Raw genomic sequence first — 23493 nt, forward strand, 5'->3', positions numbered from 1 at the left:
TTTTTATAGGTTGATTTCTGTTCCCGCAGAAATATATTTTACACAATTTCCCATTATCTCTTTTAGATAGTCAAACTGCAATGTTCCTGTGCAGTGGCAGGTGTAGTAGGTTGTTTTCTCTTTCAGAAGAAGCCGGGCTTTTTCTTTTAGTATTTCTTTGCTTTGTTCATCAGGTTCAATATCCTTGAAATGAAAACCGCCTACAAGAATATCGGGATTGAAAATCTCTGCGATATTTACTATTCCTTTATGGGAACAGCCGCTTATGAGTATTTTTCTGCCGTTTTCATTTATAAGTAGATATTGTTCATGTCTGAAATCCTCGGGGGATTTTTCCTGATTTTTAATACAGGTCAAACCGTATGGCTCTATGGGGTAGGTTAAAGCTTTGTCGTTACAGGTGTATAGTGTCATATTGCCGTCGATTTTGCAGACGTCATTTGTAATAACCAGCCTTTTGCTTTCTTTTAAAACAGGGTCAAGTCCTATATACTTTCCTTTTCCGTTGTAATGAGGTTCAAAGGCGTGTTCATTTATATAGATTGGAGCGGTATTGTTTATTTCCAAAAAGTATTTCAGTCCGCCGCCGTGGTCGTAGTGTCCGTGGGAGAGAATACAAAGGTCAACGGTTCCAAGGTCTATGCCGAGGGTTTTGCTGTTTTTCAAAAAAATATCGCTTTGTCCTGCATCAAAAAGGATTTTTTTATCATTTGTTTCAATATAAAGACTTAGACCGTGCTCACATTTAAAGGTTTCATTTTTGGCGGTGTTTTCTGTCAAAACGGTTATTTTCATATTTATCACCCGATTTTATATTTCTTACTTATGATTATAGATTTATGTTTTTTTACTGTCAACAGGAGAAATAAAAATTTCGTAACTATTGACAAAGGCACATTAAAAATGCTATTATACAGAATGGAGTTAGCGGACACTAATTTTGGTGTCCGCTAATATAGGATTATGTGTTAGTTATGACTAATACTTTTTATTTTCGGCTTGAGTTAGTTGTTACTAATTACTTATTGGTATTGGAGGTATTAAAAATGATGATAAACAAACGGCTTATTTCAACCGTTAAGGAAAGCAAAAAGTACATTGCGGGAAATGTTATTTTCCAGTGGTGTTCTCTTCTTGCGAATATCGGTATGATGGCTGTTATTACACAGCTTTTGGGTAAAATCTACATGGGCACAGCACAGAGCGGTGATATTATTTTTAGCGGAATTGGGGCATTACTGGCAATAGGTATCAGATTTGTCTGTACTTATCTGTCCTCAAAGATGGGATATCTCTCTTCTAAAGCGGTGAAAAAGACTTTAAGAGAAAAAATATATTCAAAGCTACTTAGGTTAGGCTCAGCTTACAGCAATGATGTGAAAACCTCTGAGGTGGTTCAGGTTGCCGTTGAGGGTGTTGAACAGCTGGAAACCTATTTCGGAGCATATCTGCCGCAGTTTTTTTACAGTATGATAGCTCCCATAACATTGTTTGTGGTTTTATCCTTTGTAAACTTTCCGTCGGCTCTTGTTTTGCTTGTGTGCGTACCCCTTATTCCAGTTGCCATTGCGGCGGTTCAGACTTGGGCTAAAAAGCTTCTTTCAAAGTATTGGGGACAGTACACCGCTTTGGGTGATACTTTCCTTGAAAATTTACAGGGACTTACCACTTTAAAGGTGTATCAGGCGGACGAGAGAAAACAGCTTGAAATGAATGAAGAGGCTGAAAAGTTCAGGAAAATAACCATGAAGGTTCTCACAATGCAGCTTAACTCCATAACCATAATGGATTTAATAGCCTACGGAGGAGCGGCTCTTGGCGTTATTATGGCGGTTACTCAGTTTAGCGCAGGTCATGTGGGTTTAGGGGGCTGTCTGCTTATTATTCTTTTGGCGGCTGATTTCTTTATACCTATGCGACTGCTGGGAAGCTTTTTCCACATCGCCATGAACGGTATGGCGGCTTGTGATAAGATTTTTAAGCTTCTTGATTTGGAGGAGGACAATACAGAAAAGGTGAAGCTTGAAAACAGCGGCGATATTGTATGCAAAAACCTTTCATTCTCCTATGAAAAGGACAGAGAGATTTTAAAGGGCGTTGACATGAGCTTTAAAAAGGGAAGCTTTACCGCTATTGTTGGTGAAAGCGGCTGCGGAAAGTCTACCATTGCTTCCTTGCTTATGGGAAGAAACAAGGGCTACAGCGGTTCTGTGAAAATCGGAGATACAGAGCTTTCAAATATTGAGGAAAAATCTCTTATGAACACAATAACATACATAGGTCACAACAGTTATCTTTATAAAGGTACTGTAAGGGAAAATCTGCTTATGGGAAATCCTGAAAGTGACGACAAGGCTATGTGGGAAGTTTTGAGGAAAACAAACCTTGAAAGCTTTTTGAAAAGCGAAAATGGCCTTGATACAAAGCTTGCGGAAAAGGCTTCAAACCTTTCCGGCGGTCAGTGCCAGCGTTTGGCTTTGGCACGTGCTTTGCTTCACAATACGCCTGTTTATATTTTTGATGAGGCAACTTCCAATATCGACGTGGAAAGTGAAAACGACATAATGGAGCAGATTTACTGTCTTGCAAAAACAAAGACTGTTATACTTATTTCCCACAGACTTGCAAATGTTGAAGACGCCGACAACATATATGTGCTGGAGGACGGCAAAGTTTCTGAAATGGGAAATCATCAGGAGCTTTTAAAGAAAAAGGGACACTATGCAAAATTGTGGAAATCTCAGCGTGATTTGGAAAATTTGGGAGGTGACGCAGCGTGAAAAAGAGAAGCAATATAAAAGTTATGGCAAGCCTTATCGGTCTTGTAAAACCTTTGACCGGATATATGATTCTGGCAATTCTTATGGGAATTATCGGACATCTCTGCGCTTCCTTTATAACGATTTTCGGCGGTTACGCATTGCTGGATGTTTTGGGATTTTCTGTTCCCTTTTCATCTTTGTTTGCCTTTATAAGTCTTGGAGTTTTTGCCCTTTTGAGAGGTGTTTTGAGATACGCCGAACAGGCGTGCAACCATTTTATAGCCTTTAAGCTTTTGGCTTTAATACGTGATAAGATTTTTAAAAGTCTTAGAAAGCTTTGTCCTGCAAAGCTTGAGGGCAGAGATAAGGGTGATTTAATTTCGGTCATAACCTCCGATATTGAGCTTTTGGAGGTTTTCTATGCCCACACAATTTCACCTGCTGTTATCGGAATTGTATTTTCTCTTTTTATGTGTTTCTTTATGGGAAGCTATCACTGGACTCTTGGTGTTTTGGCTTTTGTGGCTTATGTGACAGTTGGGCTTATTATTCCTGTTATCGCTTCAAAATTAAGCGGCGACATGGGAATAAAATTCAGAACAGGTTCAGGAGAGCTTTCCGGTTTTGTGCTTGACAGCCTCAGAGGTCTTAAAGAGATTATTCAGTTTTCAGCCGGTGAAAAACGCCTTGAAGAAATGAACAAAAAGACCGAGGAGCTTTCCGCTGACGAAAAACAGATGAAAAAAATCACAGGAATAAATATGGCTGTAACAAATACTGCAATCCTTGTTTTTGATATCGGTATGCTTATTTTATCCGCTTATCTTAATTCAAAGGGAGTTTTGGGATTTGACGGAGTTTTGATTCCTGTTCTTGCAATTATGAGTTCTTTCGGCCCTGTGGTGGCTTTGGCAAATTTGGGAAGCACTTTGCAGAACACCTTTGCGGCAGGAAACAGGGTTCTTGATATTTTGCAGGAAACACCGATTGTTGAGGAGATTTCCGGCAATAAGGAAGTGGAGTTTCACGGGGCTAAGGGTGAAAATATTTTCTTTTCCTACGGCGACGAAACAATACTTTCCGATGTTTCTGTTGATATTAAAAAAGGCTCTGTTGTTGGAATTTCCGGAAGAAGCGGAAGCGGAAAGTCAACCCTTTTAAAACTGTTTATGAGGTTTTGGGAAACGGACAGGGGAGAGGTTTCTATCTCTGACAGAAATATCAACAATGTCAATACCGACAATCTCAGAAATATGGAGAGCCTTGTTTCTCAGGAAACACACCTGTTCCACGACAGCATTGAAAACAATCTGAGAATTGCAAAGGCGGACGCAACTATGGAGGAAATTGAAAACGCCTGCAAAAAAGCTTCCGTTCACGACTTTATAATGAGCTTGCCGCAGGGTTATAAAACTCCGGTGGGTGAGCTTGGTGACACATTGTCCGGCGGAGAAAGACAAAGACTTGGTCTTGCCAGAGCCTTTCTTCACAATGCGCCGTTTATGCTTTTGGATGAACCTACAAGCAATTTGGACAGCTTAAACGAGGCGGTTATTTTAAAATCCTTAAAGGATGAAAGCAGGGGGAAAACAGTTGTGCTGGTATCTCACAGGGCCTCAACAATGAGAATTGCCGATAGGGTGTATTCCGTTGAGCACGGGAGGATGAGCTGATGAAATCCCTTGAGGAAAAAAGGAAGAGGGAAAAGGAAATGGTTTCCCTTATGATTTCCCTTTATTGCAGAAAAAAGCATAAAACTAAAAAGGGTCTTTGTCCTCAGTGTAAGGAGCTTTTGGATTATTCCATGCTGAGAAGTGACAAATGCCCATTTATGGAAACAAAAACCTTTTGCTCCAACTGCAAGGTCCATTGTTACAAGGCTGAAATGAGAAAAAGAATAAAAGAGGTTATGGCTTTTTCGGGTCCGAGAATGATTTTTCATCATCCGTTTATTGCGGTAAGCCATGTTATAGAGAGTAAAAAAGAGAAAAAACGATTGGAGGCACAAAATGAAAATACGTAAGGCGTTGTATGTTGTTTTGGGATGTATAGGTGTAGGTCTTGGCGCAGTGGGCGCAGTCTTGCCGTTACTTCCTGCTTTTCCATTTTTGCTTTTGGCGGCGGTGTGCTTTGCCAAAAGCTCTGACAGACTTCACAACTGGTTTACCTCCACAAAGCTTTATAAAAACAACCTTGAAAGCTTTGTAAGAGGTAAGGGCATGACCCGGAAAACAAAGATTAGAATTATGACTATTGTCACAATCACCATGTCTGTTGGCTTTATTATGATGAGCCGTGTGCCTGTGGGAAGAATAATTCTCGCCTGCGTTTGGGTGTTCCATATTTTCTATTTTATTTTCGGAATAAAGACCTTGAAAGCTGACGGAAAAGACAGCCTTTGCATGAGAATTTTAAAGGTTGAGGGCATGAAGTGCGAAAACTGTGCTTTAAGGCTGGAATGTGCCTATAATAAAAACGAGGGAATGGTGGCTAAAGCCGACTATCCCACAAAAACCGTAAAGGTATTTTTGAAAAATCCCGAGGAAACTCAAAGGCTTGAAAGCATTGCAGCAGATATGGGTTATAAAGCTAAACTTTTAAAGGAAACTGCCTGACATACATATAAACACACCCCTTTGCATAAGATTAGTTAAGTGCAAAGGGGTGTTGAATTTTGAATGTAAAGGATAAGTCTTTTAAAGCTTTTTTTATGGCTGTATCTGTTTTATTTGTTTGTTTTGTTTTCTGCGGATGCAGTGAAACTATCAGAGACAAAGGTACTGAGCTTACCTGCTACAGCTGGCAGGGAGAAAATCCCAACGGCTCAAGCTTTACTCTGAGTTTTTCAGATAATTACGGGGAGTTTCAGGTTTTTCCGGCAGAAAAGGGAACGGCAACAAAGATTTACGGCGACTGCATAGTGACAAATTCCTCCTTTGCCATAATCGACAGGGAAAGCGGAGAAGTGGTAGTTTTTGAATACACCCTTTTGGGCGACACTATGGAGCTTTCCTATGAGGGCGGAGTGATTACGCTGGAAAAACTAATGACAACAGAAAGCTCCTCTTGATAAAAAATAATGTTTTAAGTGTTTAATCTATTATTTAACATTATCTCCATAAACGGACAAATTTTTATCATTTACTGTTATTCTATAAAATAAAAATCAGAACCGGAGTTTAAGGCGAACGCTTTAAATTCCGGTTCTTTTTATGAAATTAGAGTCTGTTTTCCATGCTGAAGCTTCTAAGCTGTTCTACGCTTTCGTTATCGGCTATCACTGTGTTTGTTTTCTCGTCCTTTTTGCCCATGAATGTCCAGCCTAAGGTGGAATATTGGGGAGGAGTGCTGAGCCTTTCCTTTACAAGGCGGTCAAGGTCTAAACCCTGAGTTTTGCAGCCGCTGATGAAAATGGTGTTTTGGGATTTTTTGTTTTTTGCCTGCTTGTTTACTTTGTTTTTGTTATTACGGTTATTTTTCATCTAATCACTTTCCTTATATTGTTTTGTTCCTTAAAATAAGGGACAAAATTATTATGGTGGGGTGTTTTTACAATATTACAGAAAATATATTCCGGAACATTTTACTTTAATTAACCTGATTTTTTTGTGAAAAACACTGAAACACTAAGTTAATGGCTTGATTTTTATTGATATGACAATTTGATTGTGATATAATAACTTATCATGCGAAATAATATGCTTTTGGAAGTGCGGTGAATTTTTTGGTTGTTTTGGGGATTGATCCCGGCTATGCTATTGTTGGATACGGCGCAATTAAATATGACGGTATGAGATATTCTCCTTTGGGCTTCGGCGCAATTACCACCGAGGCGGAACAGGAATTTTCTCTCAGACTGGAAAAAATTTACGATTCAATGTGTGATATTCTTCAAAAATGCCGTCCCGATGTTATGTCCGTTGAAAAGCTTTATTTTCAGACCAATCAGAAAACCGCTATTATGGTTGCCGAGGCGCGAGGAGTTATTCTTCTCTCTGCAAGAAAATTTCATGTGCCGGTTTTTGAGTACACACCTTTGCAGGTTAAAACCGCTGTTACAGGCTACGGAAAGGCTCAGAAATACCAGGTAATGGAGATGACAAGGCGGCTTTTGAATTTGAAATCCGTTCCTAAACCCGACGACACGGCGGACGCTTTGGCAATAGCCATTGCCCATACCCAGGCGGCAGGAACAGACATTAAAAAATTGATGATAAATCGGAGGAACAGATTTTGATTTATTCCGTAAGAGGAACAGTTATACACATGGAAGCAGGCTGCGCAGTTATTGAGTGCGGCGGTGTGGGTTACAAATGTCAAACCACAATCAACACCTTGAAAAAAATAAAACTCAACAGCGAGGCTATGCTTTATACCTATATGAATGTAAGGGATGACTCCGTGGAGCTTTTCGGTTTTTCTTCAACCTCGGAGCTTTCCACATTTAAGATGCTTATAAGCGTCAGCGGCGTTGGCCCTAAAGCCGGTCTTGCCATACTTTCGGAGCTTACTCCGGAACAGGTTGCGGTTGCGGTGGCTTCCGGCGACAGCAAAACGATTACAAGGGCTCAGGGCGTGGGCAACAAGCTTGCTCAGAGGGTTATCCTTGAGCTTAAAGATAAACTGAAAGGCGTTGCCGCTTCACAGGAGGGTTTTTCCGTTTCGGAAAGCTCATCTCCGGTGTTTGCAGGGGGAAATATCACAAACGCTGTTGCGGCTTTGGCGGTGCTTGGATATTCCTCAGCGGAGGTTATGCCTATACTTTCCCGTCTGGACGGTTCTAAAACAGTTGAACAGCTTATCGGGGAAACTTTGAAGGAACTTGGAAAACAAAAATAAGGTTTGGTAGTTATATATGGACTTTTCAAATGAATATGATTTTGAAAACAGAATAATGGACGCCGAGGAAATACCCCAGGATACTTTAGAAAACGACAATCCTTTAAGACCTAAAACACTTTCTGAGTATATAGGTCAGGAAAAAGCTAAGGAAAATCTTGCGGTGTTTATTGAGGCGGCGAAAATCAGAAAGGAAACACTTGACCATGTACTTTTATACGGCCCTCCGGGACTTGGTAAAACCACACTGTCAGGCATTATCGCCAACGAGCTTGGGGTAAATTTGAGAATCACCTCCGGCCCGGCTATTGAAAAGCCCGGCGACTTGGCGGCGATACTCACAAGCCTTTCAGACGGCGACGTTCTGTTTATCGATGAGATACACAGACTTAGCCGTGCGGTTGAGGAAATCCTTTATCCCTCTATGGAGGACTTTGCCATAGATATTGTTACAGGTAAAGGTCAGATGGCGGCTTCTTATCATTTGGCTTTGCCTAAATTTACCTTGGTGGGAGCTACCACAAGGGCGGGTCAGCTTACGGCTCCTTTGCGTGACCGCTTCGGAGTTATTTTGAGACTTGAGCTTTACACCCCCGAGGAGCTTGCCGCTATTATTAAGAGAAGCGCAGGAATTTTGAATATAAAAATCGACAACGACGGAGCTTTGGAGCTTGCTTCACGCTCAAGAGGTACGCCGAGAATTGCAAACAGACTTTTAAAGCGTGTCCGTGACTTTGCTCAGGTTATGTCCAACGGTGTTATTACCTGTGACACGGCGAGAATTGCTCTGGACAGACTGGAAATTGACGAGCTGGGCCTTGATAAAAACGACAGGCGAATGCTTGAGGCTATGATACGTTACTATAACGGCGGCCCTGTGGGTATTGAAACACTGGCGGCTTCAATCGGTGAAGAGGCTGTCACCATTGAGGATGTTTACGAGCCATATCTTATGCAGATTGGTTTTTTAAGCAGAACGCCACGTGGCAGATGTGTAACCATGGAAGCATACAGACATTTGGGTTACGATGATAAAATCCCCGGGCAAAATTCACAGCAGAGTTTGTTTGACGGGCAGTAATTTTTATTTTGCCTTATTCAGGATTTCGGCTTCTTGGAAGGGTTTTTATTAAAAGGTCGGTATCCTGTTTAAATAGTCCTACAAAAATTTTGGATTGAAACAATGAATTTTGATTTGACAAGGAGGAGTTTTTTATGGGAAGACTTTTTGGTACTGATGGTGTTAGAGGCGTTGCCAACACTGAACTTACCTGCGAACTTGCTATGAATATCGGCAAAGCCGCAGCTATGGTTTTAATAAACGACGAAGTAAAACACCCTACTTTTTTGATAGGAAAGGACACACGTCTGTCAGGCGACATGCTTGAGGGCGCATTGATTGCCGGACTTTGCTCCGTTGGCGCAAATGTCAGATTGCTGGGAGTAATTCCTACTCCTGCTGTTGCTTATCTTGTGGGCAAATACAAGGCAGACGCAGGTATTATGATTTCCGCTTCTCATAACCCATTTGAGTTTAACGGAATTAAAATCTTTAACGAGGACGGCTACAAGCTTCCTGACGATTTGGAAGAGGAAATCGAAGCCATCGTTCTTGACGGAAAAATTCCTTATTCTAAGCCTGATTTTGAAAATATGGGAACTGTTTCCATTGAAACAAACGCTGTTGCAGATTATGTAGAGCATGTTCAGTGCACAATCGACAATGACCTTTCCGGTTTGGAAATTGCTCTTGACTGTTCAAACGGTTCTGCATCCCGTACAGCACAGCTTTTGTTTGAGGGTCTGGGCGCAAAATGCCACATGCTTTCCGACGATCCTAACGGCGTAAATATAAACGACGAGTGCGGTTCCACACATATGGAACACCTTATGGACTACGTAAGGGAACATAACCTTGACGCAGGTCTTGCCTTTGACGGAGACGCCGACAGATGCTTGGCTGTTGACGACAACGGAAACCTTGTTGACGGCGACTATGTTATGGCTATCTGCGCTCTTGACATGAAGAGCAGAGGAAAGCTTAAAAAGGACACTGTTGTAGGCACAATTATGACCAATATGGGCTTTAACAGGTTCTGTGATGTAAACGAGCTGAATTTTGTTTCCACAAAGGTTGGCGACAGATACGTTCTTGAAACAATGCTCAGAGAGGGCTATAATATCGGCGGCGAGCAGTCCGGACATATTATTTTCCTCAACCATGCAACAACAGGTGACGGACAGCTTACAGGCGTACAGCTTTTGAGCCTTATAAACAGACGTAATGCAAAACTCAGTTCTCTTGCCACACTTATGGAGAGATTCCCTCAGGTTCTCATAAATGTTAAGGTATCTCAGGAGGGCAAAATGCGCTTCTATACCGACAAGGAGATAAAGGCGGAAATCAAGAGAGTTGAAGAAATTTTGGGTGAAACCGGAAGAATTATCGTAAGAGTTTCCGGAACAGAACCTCTTATCAGAGTTATGGTAGAGGGTGAGGACGCAGAGAAGATTGCAAAGCTTGCAAACGAAACTGCTGATGTAGTTAGAGACAGATTGAGCTGATTTATTATGCGGCGGAAGCTTTTATGGCTTTCGCCGCATAGAGGAATATTATTATTAAAGGAAGATTAAAGACTATGCGAATTGCCGACAGATGGAAAGACTATGAGCTTATTGACGCTTCCGGTTCACAGAGGCTTGAAAGATGGAAGGATATTATACTTATACGCCCCGACCCACAGGTTATATGGGATACGGAAAAAAGACACCCCCTTTGGAAGCAGGCTCATGCCATGTATCACCGCAGCAATACCGGCGGCGGTTCATGGGAAGTGTTTAAGAAAATGCCTGACCGTTGGCAGATAAATTACGGAAATCTCAAGTTTAATATCAAGCCTATGGGATTTAAGCACACAGGTGTTTTTCCGGAGCAGGGGGTAAACTGGGATTTTGCCGCTGAAAAAATCAGAAAATCAGGTCTGAAAGAATTTAAGGTTTTAAATCTTTTCGGATATACAGGATGCGCAACACTTTCCTGCATGGCGGCAGGTGCGACAGTTTGTCATGTTGACGCATCAAAGGGTATGGTGCAGTGGGCTAAGGAAAACGCCGTTTCCAGCGGAATTGAAAAGCTTCCGGTGAGATGGCTTGTTGACGACTGCATAAAGTTTGTACAGAGAGAAAAAAGACGTGGAAACAAATACCACGGAATTATCATGGACCCGCCTTCCTACGGAAGAGGTCCGGGGGGAGAGGTTTGGAAGCTGGAGGAACAGCTCTATTCTCTTGTTTTACAGTGCCGTGATATTTTACACGAGGACGCAAGATTTTTTATTCTTAATTCCTACACCACAGGTCTTTCATCAGGTGTTATGGAGTATCTTTTGGGAGTTACCTTGTGTCCGAAATTTAAAGGCAGGGTGTCTGCGGATGAAATCGGTTTGCCTGTTACACAAAGCGGTTTTGTATTGCCCTGCGGTTCTACCGCCATTTGGGAAAGATAACGGTAGATTAAATTTTATTGCTTAGGAGTAAAAAATGGAATTTATAAAAGTTCAGAATGTTAAATTTCATTATGATATAGATGATGAGCTAAATCAGCAGCAGACTGTAAATGTGCTGGACGGGATTTCAATGTCCGTTGAGAAAGGTGAGTTTGTGGCTCTTTTAGGTCACAACGGCTGCGGAAAATCCACAATGGCTAAGCACTTTAACGCTTTGCTTCTGCCATCAGAGGGAAAGGTTTATGTGGACGGCATGGACACCAGCGACGATGAAAAGTGTTACGACATACGAAAAAAAGTAGGTCTTGTGCTTCAAAATCCTGACAACCAGCTTGTGGCAAGTATCGTTGAAGAGGATGTGGCTTTTGGCCCTGAAAACTTGGGTATTGAGCCTAAGGAGATAAGGCGAAGAGTTGACGAGGCTTTGAAAAAGGTTGACATGTACGAGTACAGACTCCACGCACCTTATAAGCTTAGCGGCGGTCAGAAACAGAGAGTTGCCATTGCGGGAATTATTGCAATGGAGCCTGACTGTATTGTGCTGGACGAGCCTACCGCTATGCTTGACCCCCGTGGCAGGGACGAGGTTATGTCCACTATAAAAAAGCTCAACAAAGAAAACGGAATTACCATTGTGCTTATAACCCACTACATGGACGAGGCGGTTATGGCGGACAGGGTAATTGTTATGGATAAGGGGAAAATCCTTACAGAGGGTAATCCTCATGAGGTTTTTTCAAAGGTTGAACTGCTGAAAAGGCACAGGCTGGATGTGCCTCAGGCTACAGAGCTTGTTTATCAGCTTAGGTCAATGGGGGTAAAGTTCGACCGTATGCCTTTAAATGAGGAAGAGTGTGTGCAGATGCTCAGGGAGGTGCTTAAATGAGTGTGCTTGAAGCTGTAAACCTGAGTTTTGTATATGGTGCCGGAACGCCTTTTGAGAAACAGGCGGTTGACAATGTGAATTTCTCCATTGAAAAAGGTGAGTTTATTGGAATTATCGGACATACCGGTTCCGGAAAATCCACAATGGTGCAAATGCTCAACGGTCTTATAAAGCCAACCTCAGGAAAGGTGCTTTTAAAGGGCGAGGATATTTTCGCAAACCCAAAGGAGATAAGAAAAGTCCGTTTCCAGGTTGGAATGGTTTTTCAGTATCCGGAATACCAGCTTTTTGAGGAAACTGTTTACAAGGATATCGCTTTTGGACCAACAAATATGGGAATAAGCGGTGAAGAGCTTGACAAGCGTGTCCGTTCTGCGGCAATGTTTACAGGACTTAAAGAGGAGCTTCTCTATAAATCTCCTTTTGATTTGTCGGGAGGAGAAAAGAGAAGAGCCGCTATCGCCGGAGTTATTGCCATGGACCCGGAAATTCTGATTTTGGACGAGCCTACCGCAGGTCTTGACCCTATGGGACGTGACGTGCTTTTAAGTCAGATAACTGAGTACCACAAGGCAAGAAACAACACGGTTTTGCTTGTTTCTCACAGTATGGAGGACATTGCACGTGTTGCCGACAGGGTTCTTGTTATGAATAAATCACATCTTCAGATGTTTGACAATACAAAAAATATTTTTGCAAGGGGAGACGAGCTGTCAGAAATAGGACTGAGAATTCCCCAGATTACAAAAATTATGGCTGACCTCAACGGCGACAGCGGCATGTTTTCAGACGGTATTCTTTCCGTTGACCAGGCGGCGGCTGAAATCGCAGAGGTTTTGAAAAGGAGGGGCAAGCTATGATGCGTGACGTAACCCTGGGACAGTATTTCCCGGGAAAAAGCATACTTCACAGGCTGGACCCAAGAATGAAAATAGTTTTGCTGGTTGCTTTCATTGTCCTTATTTTTTGCACCGGCAATTATTTTTCACTGGCGTTTACCGCCGTTATTGTGGCTCTGACCGTTCTTTTAAGCGGCGTGCCCACAAAGATGTATTTGAAAAGTGTAAAAACCATTGTATTTATTGTTATTTTCACTTCGGTTTTAAACCTGCTTTACGGCACAGGCGATGTTCTTTGGAGCTGGGGATTTTTGAAAATAACCACCGGCGGTATCAGAAACGCTATTTTTGTTACCGTGAGAATAATAAGCCTTATTTTGGTAAGCTCCGGTCTTACATTTACCACGTCGCCTACAGATTTGACCGACGCTTTGGAAAGACTTTTGAAGCCTTTGGGATTTTTCAAAATTAGGGTTCATGAAATCGCTATGATGATGACCATAGCCTTAAGGTTTATTCCTACTCTTTTAGAGGAAACGGACAAAATTATGCAGGCTCAGAAAGCAAGAGGCGCCGACATGGAAAGCGGCGGCATTGTAAAAAGGGTAAAGGCTTTGGTTCCGATTTTGGTTCCGCTGTTTGTTTCGGCTTTCAGAAGAGCTTATGATTTGGCAACCGCCATGGAATGCAGATGCTATCAGGGCGGAAGCGGCAGAACAAGAATGAAATCACTGCACATGACCGCTATTGATTATAAGGCTGCGGTATTTATGGTGATTGTTGCCTGCGGTGTGATTTTACTTAACATCTTTTTATGACAGGCAATTTTAAATGATGTAATTATGTTGGGAATGATTAAATGAGAAATCTTTTGCTGACAATTTCATACGACGGCAAAGCTTTTCACGGGTGGCAGATTCAGAAAAACGCCCTTGCGGTACAGGAGGTTTTTCAAAATGCCCTTTACAATATTATCGGCGGTTATGCCGATATAAAGGGATGCAGCAGAACTGATTCCGGAGTTCACGCAAATATGTATTGTATAAGCTTGAAAACGGAGCATCCCATACCTGCTGAAAGGCTTAAAGCGGCTTTAAACAGGCATTTGCCTATGGAGGTTGCCGTATATGACTGCCGTGAAGTTGATAAGGATTTTCATGCAAGATACAGCTGCAAAAGCAAGCAGTATATTTATAAGATTTGGAACAGCGAGGTGCGCAATCCATTTTTAAACGGATACGCACTCCACTACAGATATAAAATAGATGAAAAACAGCTTCACAGAGCTGCCCAGGCTTTTGTGGGTAAGCATGATTTCACATCTTTCTGCACCCTTGACAAAAGGGAAAAGGGTGATTTTGTGAGAAATGTGAAGATGTTTTCAGTTGAGAGGGACAATGACCTTGTAACCATGAAAGTGGAAGCCGACGGTTTTCTGTATAACATGGTGAGGATTATGGTTGGAACGCTTTTGAGAGTTCAGCAGGGAAAAATTCCCGAGGATGGTATAAAAGAGATTATAGAAAAAAAAGACCGCAAATTTGCCGGGCCTACGGCTCCAGCCTGCGGACTTTATCTTAATCAGGTAAATTACTGAGTTTTGGAAAGTGAGTTAGTATATGGGAAAAAATAAAGATGAAAATAAAGGAAATGTCCCTGAGAACAACAGCAAAAAGACCGGTGAGAAAGAAAGAGAGCCGGAAAACAAAAAGGTTGTAAGTATCTGGGAAAAGCTCACCGGCGAAAAGGATACGCCGAAAACTGAGAAGGCTGAAGATTTAGAGGAAAAAAATGAAAATAATATGGGCGACATTGCGGATGCAGTCCGTTCTGTTTTCAGCTTTAGAGTAAAAAAGTCAAAGTCAGGAACCGGAAAGAGATATTCCGATGAGAAAAGCTCCGGCGGTTCTTCAAAAAAAGATGGCTACAAGAGCAGATACAAAAGACCTTCCGAAAAGAAAAATCCTCAGAGATATGAAAAAGCCGTTGTCAGAGGCTCTGACAGAGAGGTTTTAAGCTACGAGGATTTGCCTATTGACAACTATGAAAGAAAGGTTGCCCCTCAGGAAGCACTCAACAAGAAAAAGGTCGGCGCAGCTGCGGTAATCGTTTTGGTACTCTGCATAGTGGTTTTTGCTGTTACAAGCAGAAACATTATGAATTTGGAGTCCTGCGCAAACTGGATACAGTATGACCTTTTCGGCGGAGGCGATAATTCAGGATATCCTGTTTTGATAAACGGTTCCGAGGTTTCCAGCGGAAATATTATGGAAATGAGCGGAAAATTTGCTTATGCTTCAAACAGCAACATTGTGGCTCTTGACTCTTCCGGAAATCATATTTTTAACAGACAGCACAGCTTTTCCACACCGGTTATGGTTGGAAACGGCACAAGAAGCCTTACCTATGATTTGGGCGGAAAGGGCTACAGAATTGATTCCCTTGACGAGGTTGTCTTTGAAAGCAGCGGCGACCTTCCTATTATTACTGCCGACATAGGCAAAAACGGAAGCTATGCTATTGTAACTCAGCACGACGAATACATAAGCTATATGAGAGTTTACAACTCATCAAACGAGGAAGTATACACATATGCTTTTTCTGAGTATTATATAAACACTATTGCACTTAGTGATGACGGTTCAAAGATTGTGGCTTCCGGTATTTCAGCTAAGAACGGTGAGCCTGTTTCAGCTGTTTACTACCTTAGCATTACAGAGGAAACACCTGTAGAATTCTTTGAAATTGACAACACAGTGGTTTATAGTGTAGAATATTTAACAGCGGATAAGGTTGGTTTTGTAGGAAATAACGCCTGCGGTGTTGTTGATCTTTCAAAAAATGAAATTGTCAGAAATTCCTACAACGACATGGAGCTTACCGCCTATGATATCGACAAGGACCTTCAGTCAGTTGTTGTTTCACTTTCAAGAAACGGTGACGGAAGACTTTGTTCTCTGTATGTGTACAGCGCAAGCGGTCAGATTGAAACTTCTTTTGACACCGATTGCAGAATTATTTCCATTGACGCTTATTCAAACAAAATTGGCGTTATAGATAACGGAACGGCAAGACTTTTTGACAAATCCGGAAACGAGCTATATAATACAGATGCGGGGGCAGATGCGGCTGCGCTGCTTATGGACGGTCAGCGTGAGGCCTATGTTCTCGGAATAAGTGAAATTAGATATATAAAATTTACTGAAAGTAATTAGAAAGGAGCAGGAAATGTCTTTATTGCTTGATGGTATTGTGTTGTTAATCATCTTACTTTGCTTTTTTGCAGGATGGAGAAGGGGCGCCGCAATTACACTTTTAAATTTTGTGGCTTTAGTGGCAGCTTTTACTGTTGCAGTATTGCTGAGTCCCTCTCTTTCAAATTCAATTTACGAAACGTTTTTTAAAAGCGGCATTACAGAACAGGTTTCCCAGTCTATAGGAAATTCCATAGGAGACGGAGCGGAAGCTGTTATTACAAGTATTCTTTCTGCAATTCCGTCCTTTGCAGCGGTATTTCTTAGCGGCACTTCCTTTGACCAGGGAACTGTCTCTCAGTGGATTGAAAATAACAATCAGGAGTCAATAAACTCTGCGGCTACTGCGGTTGAGGGTCTTATTTCGCCTGCGTTTACAGCTTTAATCGGAATTATCATTATGATAATACTGTTTTTCGTACTTTACGCAGTATTCAAGGCTTTGGCAAGACTTCTCAGCAAGTTCTTTGAGCTTCCTGTGCTGAGTCTTATTAACAGAGTTTTCGGAGGCGTTATCGGTATCGCCGAAGGCGTTATTTTGGTAATGCTCGTTGTATCTTTAGTCAGAATGGCTATGCCTTTGACCGGGGACACTATTCCGTTCTTGACTCAGGAGGCTATTGACGGTTCATTCTTGTTTAAGGCTTTCTATACAGGAGATATTATAAATAATATTGCGGGTATGTTTTCTTAACGGAATATATAGTTTTGCATAAATAATGATGTTGGATATGGGAGAAAACCGAACCTTAGAGTTTGGGGAGAAGGAAAATATGAATAATATGGAAGAAAGAAGTAATAACAGCAGCGAGGAATCTGGTACAATAAATAAAGTAATGACAATTCCGAATATTATGTCAATATGCAGAATTGTTCTTATTGTTCCATTTATCATTTGCTTTTTAAATGAAAAATATATTGAGGCGGCTGTTCTCATAATCACTTCCGGATTGACGGACTGTTTTGACGGACTTATAGCCAGAAAGCTTAATCAGGTTACGGCTTTGGGAAAAATTCTTGACCCTATCGCCGATAAGCTTACTCTGATTTCCGTGGGCATTTGTCTTTGCGTATATATGCCTATTGTCACTCCGGTAATAGTTATCTTAATGGCTAAGGATTTTTTAATGCTGCTTGGTGGAATGGCTCTGATTAAATGCAATGTTACTCCATCTCCGGCTAAGTGGTACGGAAAAGTCGGAACTATAATGTTTTATTTTTCCGTTTGCCTTATTGTATTTTTGAAAGCATTCTTTCAGTATGAAAACGACGTGCTTTCCTTTGTACTGCTGTCAATAACCGCAGCTTTGATGATTTTTGCTTTGGTTATGTACTATCACATATACTCTCAGCAGATGAAACAGGTCAAAGACCAGGTTAAGGGTGTAAAAGATAAAATAAAAAATAAGATTAAGTAATATATATTATTGAAATATTATTTCAATGAAACTTTGTAAATGAGTTTGTTTTTCAGGCTCGGGAAAGGAATAAGATTTATGCTATGTGCTAAATGCGGCAAAAGACCGGCTGTTGTGTTTGTTTCCGATAACAGACCTAACGGGGAAACAAAGGGCTATTGTCTTACATGCGCCAAGGAAATGGGCATTAAGCCGGTAAACGATTTAATAAAACAGATGGGAATAAGCGACGAGGATTTGGAAGCTGTTCAGAACCAGATGAGCGGTTTTATGAACGAGCTTGCAGAAAACGGCGATATCTCAGAGATGATGGAGTCAATGGGACTTGCAGCTCCCGACGATACACAGGACGGCTCTGAGGATAACGACGGTGACAAGGGATTTTCTCCTGGCGGCGCTCCCACATTCCCTGCATTTTTGCAGAATATGTTCGGCGGAGCTAAAACCGGCGAGGAAAAAACCGAGAAAAACCAGAAGAAAAAGGGAGATAAAAAGCAGAAAAACAGAAAGCATATCAACCTTTACTGTGAGGATTTGACCCAAAAGGCAAGAGAGGGTAGAATTGATAATATTATCGGAAGAGATAAGGAAATAGAGAGAGTTATTCAGATTCTTTGCAGAAGAACAAAGAATAACCCTTGTCTTATCGGTGAACCGGGCGTAGGTAAAACCGCCATTGCAGAGGGTCTTGCTTTGAGAATTGCAAACGGACAGGTTCCTCACAAGCTTGCAAATAAAGAAATACAGCTCCTTGACCTTACTGCTTTGATTGCCGGAACTCAGTTCCGTGGTCAGTTTGAAAGCCGTATAAAGGGTCTTACCCAGGAGGTTAAAGAGGCGGGAAATATAATCCTCTTTATCGACGAGGTTCACAATCTTGTGGGAACCGGCGACAGCGAGGGTACAATGAACGCCGCCAATATTTTGAAGCCTTCTCTTTCAAGAGGCGAAATTCAGGTTATCGGCGCAACTACATTTAACGAGTACAGAAAGTACATCGAAAAGGACAGCGCATTAGAGAGAAGATTCCAGCCTGTCAAGGTTGCAGAACCTACTGTAGCCGAAACAATCGAGGTTTTGACAGGCGTTAAGGGATATTATGAAAATCACCACCACGTAACCGTGGAGGATGACATAGTAAGAAAGGCTGTTGTATTCAGCGAAAGATATATAAGCGACAGATTTTTGCCGGATAAGGCTATCGACCTTTTGGACGAGGCTTGCTCCTGCGCATCTTTGAGAAATAAGGAAGCTGAGGAGTACGAGAAGCTCAACGACGAAAAGGCTATGCTTATATACAACAAGGAAGAAATTTCTGCGGCTGAGGAAATCGACTATGAAAAGCTTGCAACAGTTACCAGCGAGCTTGCAAGGGTTGATGAACAGCTTAAGGGAATTGATAAGGAGAAGCTTGTTAACAAGGTTACAGAAGAGGACCTTGCCAAGGTTATCGAGCTTTGGACAGGTATTCCGTCCACAAGAATAAGAGAAAACGAGCTTTCCAAGCTTATGGATTTGGAGGATAAGCTTAAATCAAAGATTATCGGACAGGACGAGGCGGTAGACGCTTTGTCAGCGGCTATCAGAAGAAGCAGAGTGCAGATTTCTCCAAGACGCCGTCCGGCTTCATTTATCTTTGTAGGCCCTACAGGCGTTGGTAAAACAGAGCTTGTTAAGGTTGTGGCAAAGGAACTCTTTGACGCTCCGGAAACCCTCATCAGACTTGATATGTCCGAGTTTATGGAAAAGCACTCGGTTTCCAAGATTATAGGTTCACCTCCAGGATATGTGGGCTACGACGAGGCAGGACAGGTAACCGAAAAGGTAAGAAGAAGACCTTATTCAGTTTTGCTTTTTGATGAGATTGAAAAGGCTCATCCGGATGTTTTGAATATTCTTTTGCAGATTCTTGACGAGGGCAGACTTACAGACGCTCAGGGAAGAACTGTTAATTTTGAAAACACAGTTATCATTATGACCTCAAATGCCGGTTCCGAAAAGCGTGAAAGCGCTATAGGCTTCGGAAAGACACAGCAGGAGGCTTCAAAGGAAAAGGCTATGAAGGCCCTTTCAGAGTTCCTGCGTCCTGAGTTCATTGCAAGAGTTGACGAGATTATTGTTTTCCGTCCTCTTGAGCAGGATGACTATATTAAGATTGCTGCTCTTATGCTCAATGAGTATGTGGACACTCTCAAGGAGAAGAATATTCGCTTTACCTTTGACGATGAGGCATGCAAGTACATTGCAGAGAAGGGCGCAAACGGCGTAAGCGGCGCAAGAGATTTGAGAAATATTATCAGAAGAGAAGCCGAGGATAAAATTACCAGGGCTATTATCGAAGCGGGCAATGACGGTATCTGCGGTATACATCTCTCATCCGACGGCAAGGAGCTTTTGCTTCAGGTAATTTAATTTTAAAAAATCAAAAAAATTCAAAAAAGTTGTTGACATGCGGCGGGGTTTATGCTATAATAAATCCCGTCGCAGAGAGATAGGAAATGCGGATGTAGTTTAGTGGTAGAACTTCAGCCTTCCAAGCTGATCGTGTGGGTTCGATTCCCATCATCCGCTCCACTTAAAGCCCGGTAATTATACCGGGCTTTTTTCGTACCCGAAAACTTTTTGTTTTGCAAAAGGAGAAATGTAATGAAATCTTATAATATACATCTCATCAGGCACGGAGCTGTCGAGGAAACCATGCAGGGAAGATACATAGGAACAACTGATGTTCCCTTAAGCGACAAGGGAAAGGCGGATTTGCGCAAGCTTGACCATTTCTGCAAATATCCATACTGTACGGCTCTTTTTACTTCGCCTTTGAAAAGATGCAAGGAAACCTGTGAAATCCTTTATCCAAACCTGAAACCCATTGTTTTGGACGGTTTTATTGAATGTTCCTTCGGCGAGTGGGAGGGTCTTACCGCCGAGAATTTGAAAGGCGACGAGGATTTTGAAAAATGGCTGGCAGGCTCCTCCGAGGTTAAGCCTCCAAAAGGTGAAAGCGGCGCCGACTTTGCAAGACGTGTTTGCAGGCTTTTTGAGGATGTTGTAAACGGTCTTATGAAAACCGGAACAACAGATTGTGTTATTGTTACACATGCCGGAGTTATTTCCACCATATTAGCGGTTTACGGACTGCCACAGGCAAAGCCCTTTGAATGGCAGATGGATCCGGGCTGCGGATACTCCATGAGAATTACTCCTTTGCTGTGGCAGAGGGACAAGGTGGCTGAGGTTTTTGAAACAGTTCCAAGAGAGCCGGAGGACGAGGAAAACTGATAAGGCTCTGTTGATTTTATGATTTGTTGATGATAAAATCTCTGAATATTTACAAAATGCGGATTTTGTGATATAATTTAAATCGTTAAAGTGAAATTATAAGCGTTTGTTACAAGGTTTCGACCCGCATCGCTTTAATTTAATTATATAATTAAAGGGGTCCTGAAAATGGAAAAGTATAATATTGTACTGCTGAAAGGCGACGGCATCGGTCCGGAAATCGTAAACGAGGCAGTTAAGGTATTGGACAAGACAGCTGAAAAGTTCGGCTTTGAGGTAAACTATGATGAGGCGCTTTTGGGCGGCTGTGCTATTGACGCTACAGGCGTTCCGCTTCCTCAGGAAACTATAGATAAGTGTAAGGCTGCTGACAGCGTTCTTTTGGGCGCAGTAGGCGGTTCTAAGTGGGATACACTTCCGGGAAATCTCAGACCGGAAGCAGGTCTTTTGGGCATCAGAGGCGCTCTTGGCCTTTTTGCAAACCTTCGCCCTGCTGTTATTTTTGAGCCTTTGAAGGACGCTTCTCCTTTGAAGGATGAGATTATCGGCAACGCCCTTGACATTATGGTTGTAAGAGAGCTTACAGGCGGTATTTACTTCGGAGAGAGAGGCAGAAAAGAAGTAAACGGCAATCCTGCGGCTTACGACACAGAGATGTACACAGTTCCTGAAATCGAGAGAATTGCAAGAGTTGCTTTTGATCTTGCTATGAAGAGAAACAAGAAGCTCACAAGCGTTGACAAGGCAAATGTTCTTGAGTCTTCAAGACTTTGGAGAGAAACCGTTATAAAGGTAAGCGCAGAGTATCCGGAGGTTGAGCTTAACCACATGTATGTTGACAACTGCGCAATGCAGCTTGTTAGAAATCCGGGTCAGTTTGATGTTCTTGTTACATCAAATATTTTCGGCGATATTCTTTCCGACGAAGCTTCAATGATAAGCGGTTCTATTGGTATGCTGGCTTCTGCAAGTCTTAACGGAAATCAGAGCGGTCTTTACGAGCCTATCCACGGCAGTGCTCCTGATATTGCAGGCTTGGGCATTGCAAACCCGATTGCTACTATTCTTTCCGTTGCTATGATGCTGAGATTTTCTCTTAATCAGCCTGAGGCTGCAAATGCTATTGAAGCTGCGGTAAATAAAATTTTGCTTACTCACAGAACTCCTGATATCTACACAGAGGGAACAACTAAGGTTTCATGCAGTGAGATGGGAGATTTAATCAGCAATCTTATCTGATAAATACAGTCTTACAAAAGGAGAGGTTTAAATGAAACACTGCGATTTGCACACACATATTTTGCCCTCAATAGATGACGGCTCTAAAAGTGTGGAGGAAAGTGTAAAACTTCTCCGAGGACTTAAAGAGCAGGGTGTGGAATGTGTGTGCTTTACGCCTCATTATTATTCACACATGGTTCCGACAAAGGAGTTTTTGAGAAAGAGAAAAGCAGCTTTTGAAAGCCTTAAAGACAGTATTCCTCAGGGGATTGAGGTAAGGCTTGGGGCGGAGGTTTTTGTAACCGATTATCTTTTCTCCCAGGAAAATGTTCTCAATAAGCTTTGTTACGGAAAATCCAATTACATGCTTACGGAATTTGCTTATTCTTCTGATTTTGAGGATGGCAGTTATACCAATCTTTTGAAGTTAAAGCAAAAGGGAATTACTCCGGTTTTTGCCCATATTGAGAGATATCCAAAGCTTATGAAAAACCACGATAAGATAGTTGATATGGTTAATATGGGAATACTGTTTCAGACAAATGCTGTTTCCTACTGTGAAATAGGTACGAGAAAGAAGCTTTTAAGGTTGGTGGATGAGGGTCTTGTGCATATTGTTGCCACTGACGTACATTCCGAAAAGAGAAATTCCTATAAGTACTATGGTGCGGCTGTAAAATATATTGAAAAAAAGCTGGGAAGAGCAGCTGTGGAAAGGCTTTGCCAAAACAGCGTGGAGATTTTCAGCAAAACCTGATTTAAAAATCCATCGCTTAGGCGGTGGGTTTTTTATATCTGAAAAAGGAGGTTAAAATGAACAGAATACTTTTGGTTGAGGATGACAAGAGCATTATTGAAAATCTAAGCGCATTTCTAAAGGATGAGGGCTTTATGGTTGAAAGCACGTCAACACAGAACGAAGCTTTAGAGATGGTGGAAAACAGTGATTTTGACTTGGTTTTACTTGATATTTCTTTGGCTCAGGGCAACGGCTTTGCGGTTTGCTCGGGAATAAAATCATCAAAGGATATACCGGTTATATTTCTTACCGCTTCCGGTGATGAGTATTCCGTGGTTGCCGGCCTTGATATGGGTGCAGACGACTATATAAACAAGCCCTTTCGCCCCAGAGAGCTTATTTCAAGAATTAAAAGCGTTTTGAGAAGATACGGAAAAACTCCTTCTTCTATGGAGGAAGGCGGGATAAGGCTTGACCCTGTAAAGGGAACTGTCCAGAAAAACGGAAAGGAAATCTTTCTTTCTGCCCTTGAATACAAGCTGCTTTTGGTTTTCTTTAATAACCGTGGAAAGGTTCTGACACGAAATGCTCTCCTTGATGAGATTTGGGACGTTTCAGGGGATTTTGTCAATGACAATACTCTGACTGTTTATATAAAAAGGCTGAGAGAAAAAATTGAGGATGACCCTCAGAAACCTGCGGTTATAAAAACTGTCAGGGGTCTTGGTTACAAGCTGGGAAGGTAGAAAT

At 41.9% G+C, this 23493-nt stretch carries 24 protein-coding genes and 1 tRNA gene; 23 read left to right on the plus strand and 2 right to left on the minus strand.

The features are described from left to right. Positions 1-3: 3 nt before the first annotated feature. Positions 4-795: an MBL fold metallo-hydrolase gene (locus CGICJO_RS07470; RefSeq protein ID WP_486498406.1), complete on the minus strand. Its 792-nt coding sequence runs from the start codon at positions 793-795 to the stop codon at positions 4-6. A 254-nt stretch (positions 796-1049) separates the two neighbouring features. On the opposite strand from CGICJO_RS07470, the gene CGICJO_RS07475 reads away from it, so the two are divergent. The 5 genes from CGICJO_RS07475 to CGICJO_RS07495 are packed head-to-tail and all read left to right on the plus strand — an operon-like array spanning position 1050 to position 5832. After that, positions 1050-2780: an ABC transporter ATP-binding protein/permease gene (locus tag CGICJO_RS07475; protein WP_486500012.1), complete on the plus strand. Its 1731-nt coding sequence runs from the start codon at positions 1050-1052 to the stop codon at positions 2778-2780. Then, entirely contained in the window at positions 2777-4435 is a 1659-nt protein-coding gene (locus tag CGICJO_RS07480) for an amino acid ABC transporter ATP-binding/permease protein (protein ID WP_486498407.1), read from the plus strand. The genes CGICJO_RS07475 and CGICJO_RS07480 overlap by 4 nt, the downstream gene beginning before the upstream one ends. After that, the gene (locus CGICJO_RS07485; protein WP_486498408.1) at positions 4435-4785 is read left to right on the plus strand and encodes a nitrous oxide-stimulated promoter family protein; all 351 of its coding nucleotides are present in this window, start codon (positions 4435-4437) and stop codon (positions 4783-4785) included. Before CGICJO_RS07480 ends, CGICJO_RS07485 begins: the two co-directional genes overlap by 1 nt. Further along, entirely contained in the window at positions 4772-5377 is a 606-nt protein-coding gene (locus tag CGICJO_RS07490) for a YbaN family protein (protein ID WP_486498409.1), read from the plus strand. Before CGICJO_RS07485 ends, CGICJO_RS07490 begins: the two co-directional genes overlap by 14 nt. Positions 5378-5436: 59 nt before the next feature. Further along, complete coding sequence (locus tag CGICJO_RS07495) at positions 5437-5832, plus strand: hypothetical protein (protein WP_486498410.1); 396 nt, start codon at positions 5437-5439, stop codon at positions 5830-5832. Positions 5833-5980: 148 nt separating this feature from the next. Here CGICJO_RS07495 and CGICJO_RS07500 read toward each other — a convergent pair whose 3' ends face one another. Then, positions 5981-6244, minus strand: coding sequence for a hypothetical protein (locus CGICJO_RS07500; protein ID WP_486498411.1), 264 nt, complete (start codon positions 6242-6244; stop codon positions 5981-5983). A gap of 242 nt (positions 6245-6486) precedes the next feature. On the opposite strand from CGICJO_RS07500, the gene ruvC reads away from it, so the two are divergent. The 18 genes from ruvC to CGICJO_RS07590 all read left to right on the plus strand — a co-directional run bounded on the left by ruvC (position 6487) and on the right by CGICJO_RS07590 (position 23489). Beyond that, entirely contained in the window at positions 6487-6999 is a 513-nt protein-coding gene (gene ruvC, locus CGICJO_RS07505) for a crossover junction endodeoxyribonuclease RuvC (protein ID WP_087379921.1), read from the plus strand. Beyond that, the gene (gene ruvA / locus CGICJO_RS07510) at positions 6996-7601 is read left to right on the plus strand and encodes a Holliday junction branch migration protein RuvA (RefSeq protein WP_486498412.1); all 606 of its coding nucleotides are present in this window, start codon (positions 6996-6998) and stop codon (positions 7599-7601) included. Before ruvC ends, ruvA begins: the two co-directional genes overlap by 4 nt. A gap of 55 nt (positions 7602-7656) precedes the next feature. Then, positions 7657-8682: a Holliday junction branch migration DNA helicase RuvB gene (gene ruvB, locus CGICJO_RS07515; protein WP_442856080.1), complete on the plus strand. Its 1026-nt coding sequence runs from the start codon at positions 7657-7659 to the stop codon at positions 8680-8682. A gap of 134 nt (positions 8683-8816) precedes the next feature. Beyond that, positions 8817-10166 (plus strand): phosphoglucosamine mutase, encoded by a 1350-nt coding sequence (gene glmM, locus CGICJO_RS07520; RefSeq protein WP_486498413.1) that lies wholly within the window; start codon positions 8817-8819, stop codon positions 10164-10166. Positions 10167-10240: 74 nt separating this feature from the next. Further along, positions 10241-11107 (plus strand): class I SAM-dependent methyltransferase, encoded by an 867-nt coding sequence (locus CGICJO_RS07525; RefSeq protein WP_486498414.1) that lies wholly within the window; start codon positions 10241-10243, stop codon positions 11105-11107. Positions 11108-11141: 34 nt separating this feature from the next. After that, positions 11142-11993 carry an energy-coupling factor transporter ATPase gene (locus CGICJO_RS07530; protein WP_087379936.1) on the plus strand — a complete coding sequence of 284 codons (852 nt, stop codon included), beginning with the start codon at positions 11142-11144 and terminating at the stop codon, positions 11991-11993. Then, entirely contained in the window at positions 11990-12853 is an 864-nt protein-coding gene (locus CGICJO_RS07535) for an energy-coupling factor transporter ATPase (protein ID WP_087379939.1), read from the plus strand. The genes CGICJO_RS07530 and CGICJO_RS07535 overlap by 4 nt, the downstream gene beginning before the upstream one ends. Continuing rightward, positions 12850-13650 (plus strand): energy-coupling factor transporter transmembrane component T family protein, encoded by an 801-nt coding sequence (locus tag CGICJO_RS07540; RefSeq protein WP_486498415.1) that lies wholly within the window; start codon positions 12850-12852, stop codon positions 13648-13650. The genes CGICJO_RS07535 and CGICJO_RS07540 overlap by 4 nt, the downstream gene beginning before the upstream one ends. Positions 13651-13691: 41 nt before the next feature. Then, entirely contained in the window at positions 13692-14429 is a 738-nt protein-coding gene (gene truA, locus CGICJO_RS07545; protein WP_087379946.1) for a tRNA pseudouridine(38-40) synthase TruA, read from the plus strand. A 22-nt stretch (positions 14430-14451) separates the two neighbouring features. After that, complete coding sequence (locus tag CGICJO_RS07550; RefSeq protein WP_087379949.1) at positions 14452-16047, plus strand: DUF5711 family protein; 1596 nt, start codon at positions 14452-14454, stop codon at positions 16045-16047. A 13-nt stretch (positions 16048-16060) separates the two neighbouring features. Next, positions 16061-16780: a CvpA family protein gene (locus tag CGICJO_RS07555; protein ID WP_486498416.1), complete on the plus strand. Its 720-nt coding sequence runs from the start codon at positions 16061-16063 to the stop codon at positions 16778-16780. Positions 16781-16859: 79 nt separating this feature from the next. Beyond that, entirely contained in the window at positions 16860-17504 is a 645-nt protein-coding gene (locus CGICJO_RS07560; protein ID WP_486498417.1) for a CDP-alcohol phosphatidyltransferase family protein, read from the plus strand. A 78-nt stretch (positions 17505-17582) separates the two neighbouring features. Next, positions 17583-19916: an ATP-dependent Clp protease ATP-binding subunit gene (locus CGICJO_RS07565; protein ID WP_486498418.1), complete on the plus strand. Its 2334-nt coding sequence runs from the start codon at positions 17583-17585 to the stop codon at positions 19914-19916. 88 nt (positions 19917-20004) lie between these two features. Continuing rightward, positions 20005-20078: transfer RNA gene (locus CGICJO_RS07570), tRNA-Gly, on the plus strand. Between the two features lie 72 nt (positions 20079-20150). Beyond that, positions 20151-20783: a histidine phosphatase family protein gene (locus CGICJO_RS07575; RefSeq protein WP_486498419.1), complete on the plus strand. Its 633-nt coding sequence runs from the start codon at positions 20151-20153 to the stop codon at positions 20781-20783. 168 nt (positions 20784-20951) lie between these two features. After that, positions 20952-22022: a 3-isopropylmalate dehydrogenase gene (gene leuB / locus CGICJO_RS07580; RefSeq protein WP_087379964.1), complete on the plus strand. Its 1071-nt coding sequence runs from the start codon at positions 20952-20954 to the stop codon at positions 22020-22022. A gap of 31 nt (positions 22023-22053) precedes the next feature. After that, a complete protein-coding gene (locus CGICJO_RS07585; RefSeq protein ID WP_486498420.1) occupies positions 22054-22761 on the plus strand; it encodes a tyrosine-protein phosphatase in 708 nt (235 codons plus the stop codon). A gap of 56 nt (positions 22762-22817) precedes the next feature. Then, positions 22818-23489: a response regulator transcription factor gene (locus CGICJO_RS07590; protein WP_087379970.1), complete on the plus strand. Its 672-nt coding sequence runs from the start codon at positions 22818-22820 to the stop codon at positions 23487-23489. Positions 23490-23493 lie beyond the last annotated feature (4 nt).

The organism is Candidatus Limousia pullorum (assembly GCF_057405065.1).

Excerpts from the sequence above, each read along its gene's own strand:
- CGICJO_RS07530 (WP_087379936.1), top strand. The coding sequence starts at position 11,142 with ATGGAATTTATAAAAGTTCAGAATGTTAAATTTCATTATGATATAGAT.
- CGICJO_RS07585 (WP_486498420.1), top strand. The coding sequence starts at position 22,054 with ATGAAACACTGCGATTTGCACACACATATTTTGCCCTCAATAGATGAC.
- CGICJO_RS07475 (WP_486500012.1), top strand. The coding sequence starts at position 1,050 with ATGATAAACAAACGGCTTATTTCAACCGTTAAGGAAAGCAAAAAGTAC.
- CGICJO_RS07590 (WP_087379970.1), top strand. The coding sequence starts at position 22,818 with ATGAACAGAATACTTTTGGTTGAGGATGACAAGAGCATTATTGAAAAT.
- CGICJO_RS07470 (WP_486498406.1), bottom strand. The coding sequence starts at position 795 with ATGAAAATAACCGTTTTGACAGAAAACACCGCCAAAAATGAAACCTTT.
- CGICJO_RS07575 (WP_486498419.1), top strand. The coding sequence starts at position 20,151 with ATGAAATCTTATAATATACATCTCATCAGGCACGGAGCTGTCGAGGAA.
- CGICJO_RS07560 (WP_486498417.1), top strand. The coding sequence starts at position 16,860 with ATGAATAATATGGAAGAAAGAAGTAATAACAGCAGCGAGGAATCTGGT.
- CGICJO_RS07490 (WP_486498409.1), top strand. The coding sequence starts at position 4,772 with ATGAAAATACGTAAGGCGTTGTATGTTGTTTTGGGATGTATAGGTGTA.
- ruvB (WP_442856080.1), top strand. The coding sequence starts at position 7,657 with ATGGACGCCGAGGAAATACCCCAGGATACTTTAGAAAACGACAATCCT.
- glmM (WP_486498413.1), top strand. The coding sequence starts at position 8,817 with ATGGGAAGACTTTTTGGTACTGATGGTGTTAGAGGCGTTGCCAACACT.
- leuB (WP_087379964.1), top strand. The coding sequence starts at position 20,952 with ATGGAAAAGTATAATATTGTACTGCTGAAAGGCGACGGCATCGGTCCG.
- CGICJO_RS07500 (WP_486498411.1), bottom strand. The coding sequence starts at position 6,244 with ATGAAAAATAACCGTAATAACAAAAACAAAGTAAACAAGCAGGCAAAA.
- CGICJO_RS07555 (WP_486498416.1), top strand. The coding sequence starts at position 16,061 with ATGTCTTTATTGCTTGATGGTATTGTGTTGTTAATCATCTTACTTTGC.
- CGICJO_RS07540 (WP_486498415.1), top strand. The coding sequence starts at position 12,850 with ATGATGCGTGACGTAACCCTGGGACAGTATTTCCCGGGAAAAAGCATA.
- truA (WP_087379946.1), top strand. The coding sequence starts at position 13,692 with ATGAGAAATCTTTTGCTGACAATTTCATACGACGGCAAAGCTTTTCAC.
- CGICJO_RS07535 (WP_087379939.1), top strand. The coding sequence starts at position 11,990 with ATGAGTGTGCTTGAAGCTGTAAACCTGAGTTTTGTATATGGTGCCGGA.
- CGICJO_RS07525 (WP_486498414.1), top strand. The coding sequence starts at position 10,241 with ATGCGAATTGCCGACAGATGGAAAGACTATGAGCTTATTGACGCTTCC.
- CGICJO_RS07485 (WP_486498408.1), top strand. The coding sequence starts at position 4,435 with ATGAAATCCCTTGAGGAAAAAAGGAAGAGGGAAAAGGAAATGGTTTCC.
- CGICJO_RS07550 (WP_087379949.1), top strand. The coding sequence starts at position 14,452 with ATGGGAAAAAATAAAGATGAAAATAAAGGAAATGTCCCTGAGAACAAC.
- CGICJO_RS07565 (WP_486498418.1), top strand. The coding sequence starts at position 17,583 with ATGCTATGTGCTAAATGCGGCAAAAGACCGGCTGTTGTGTTTGTTTCC.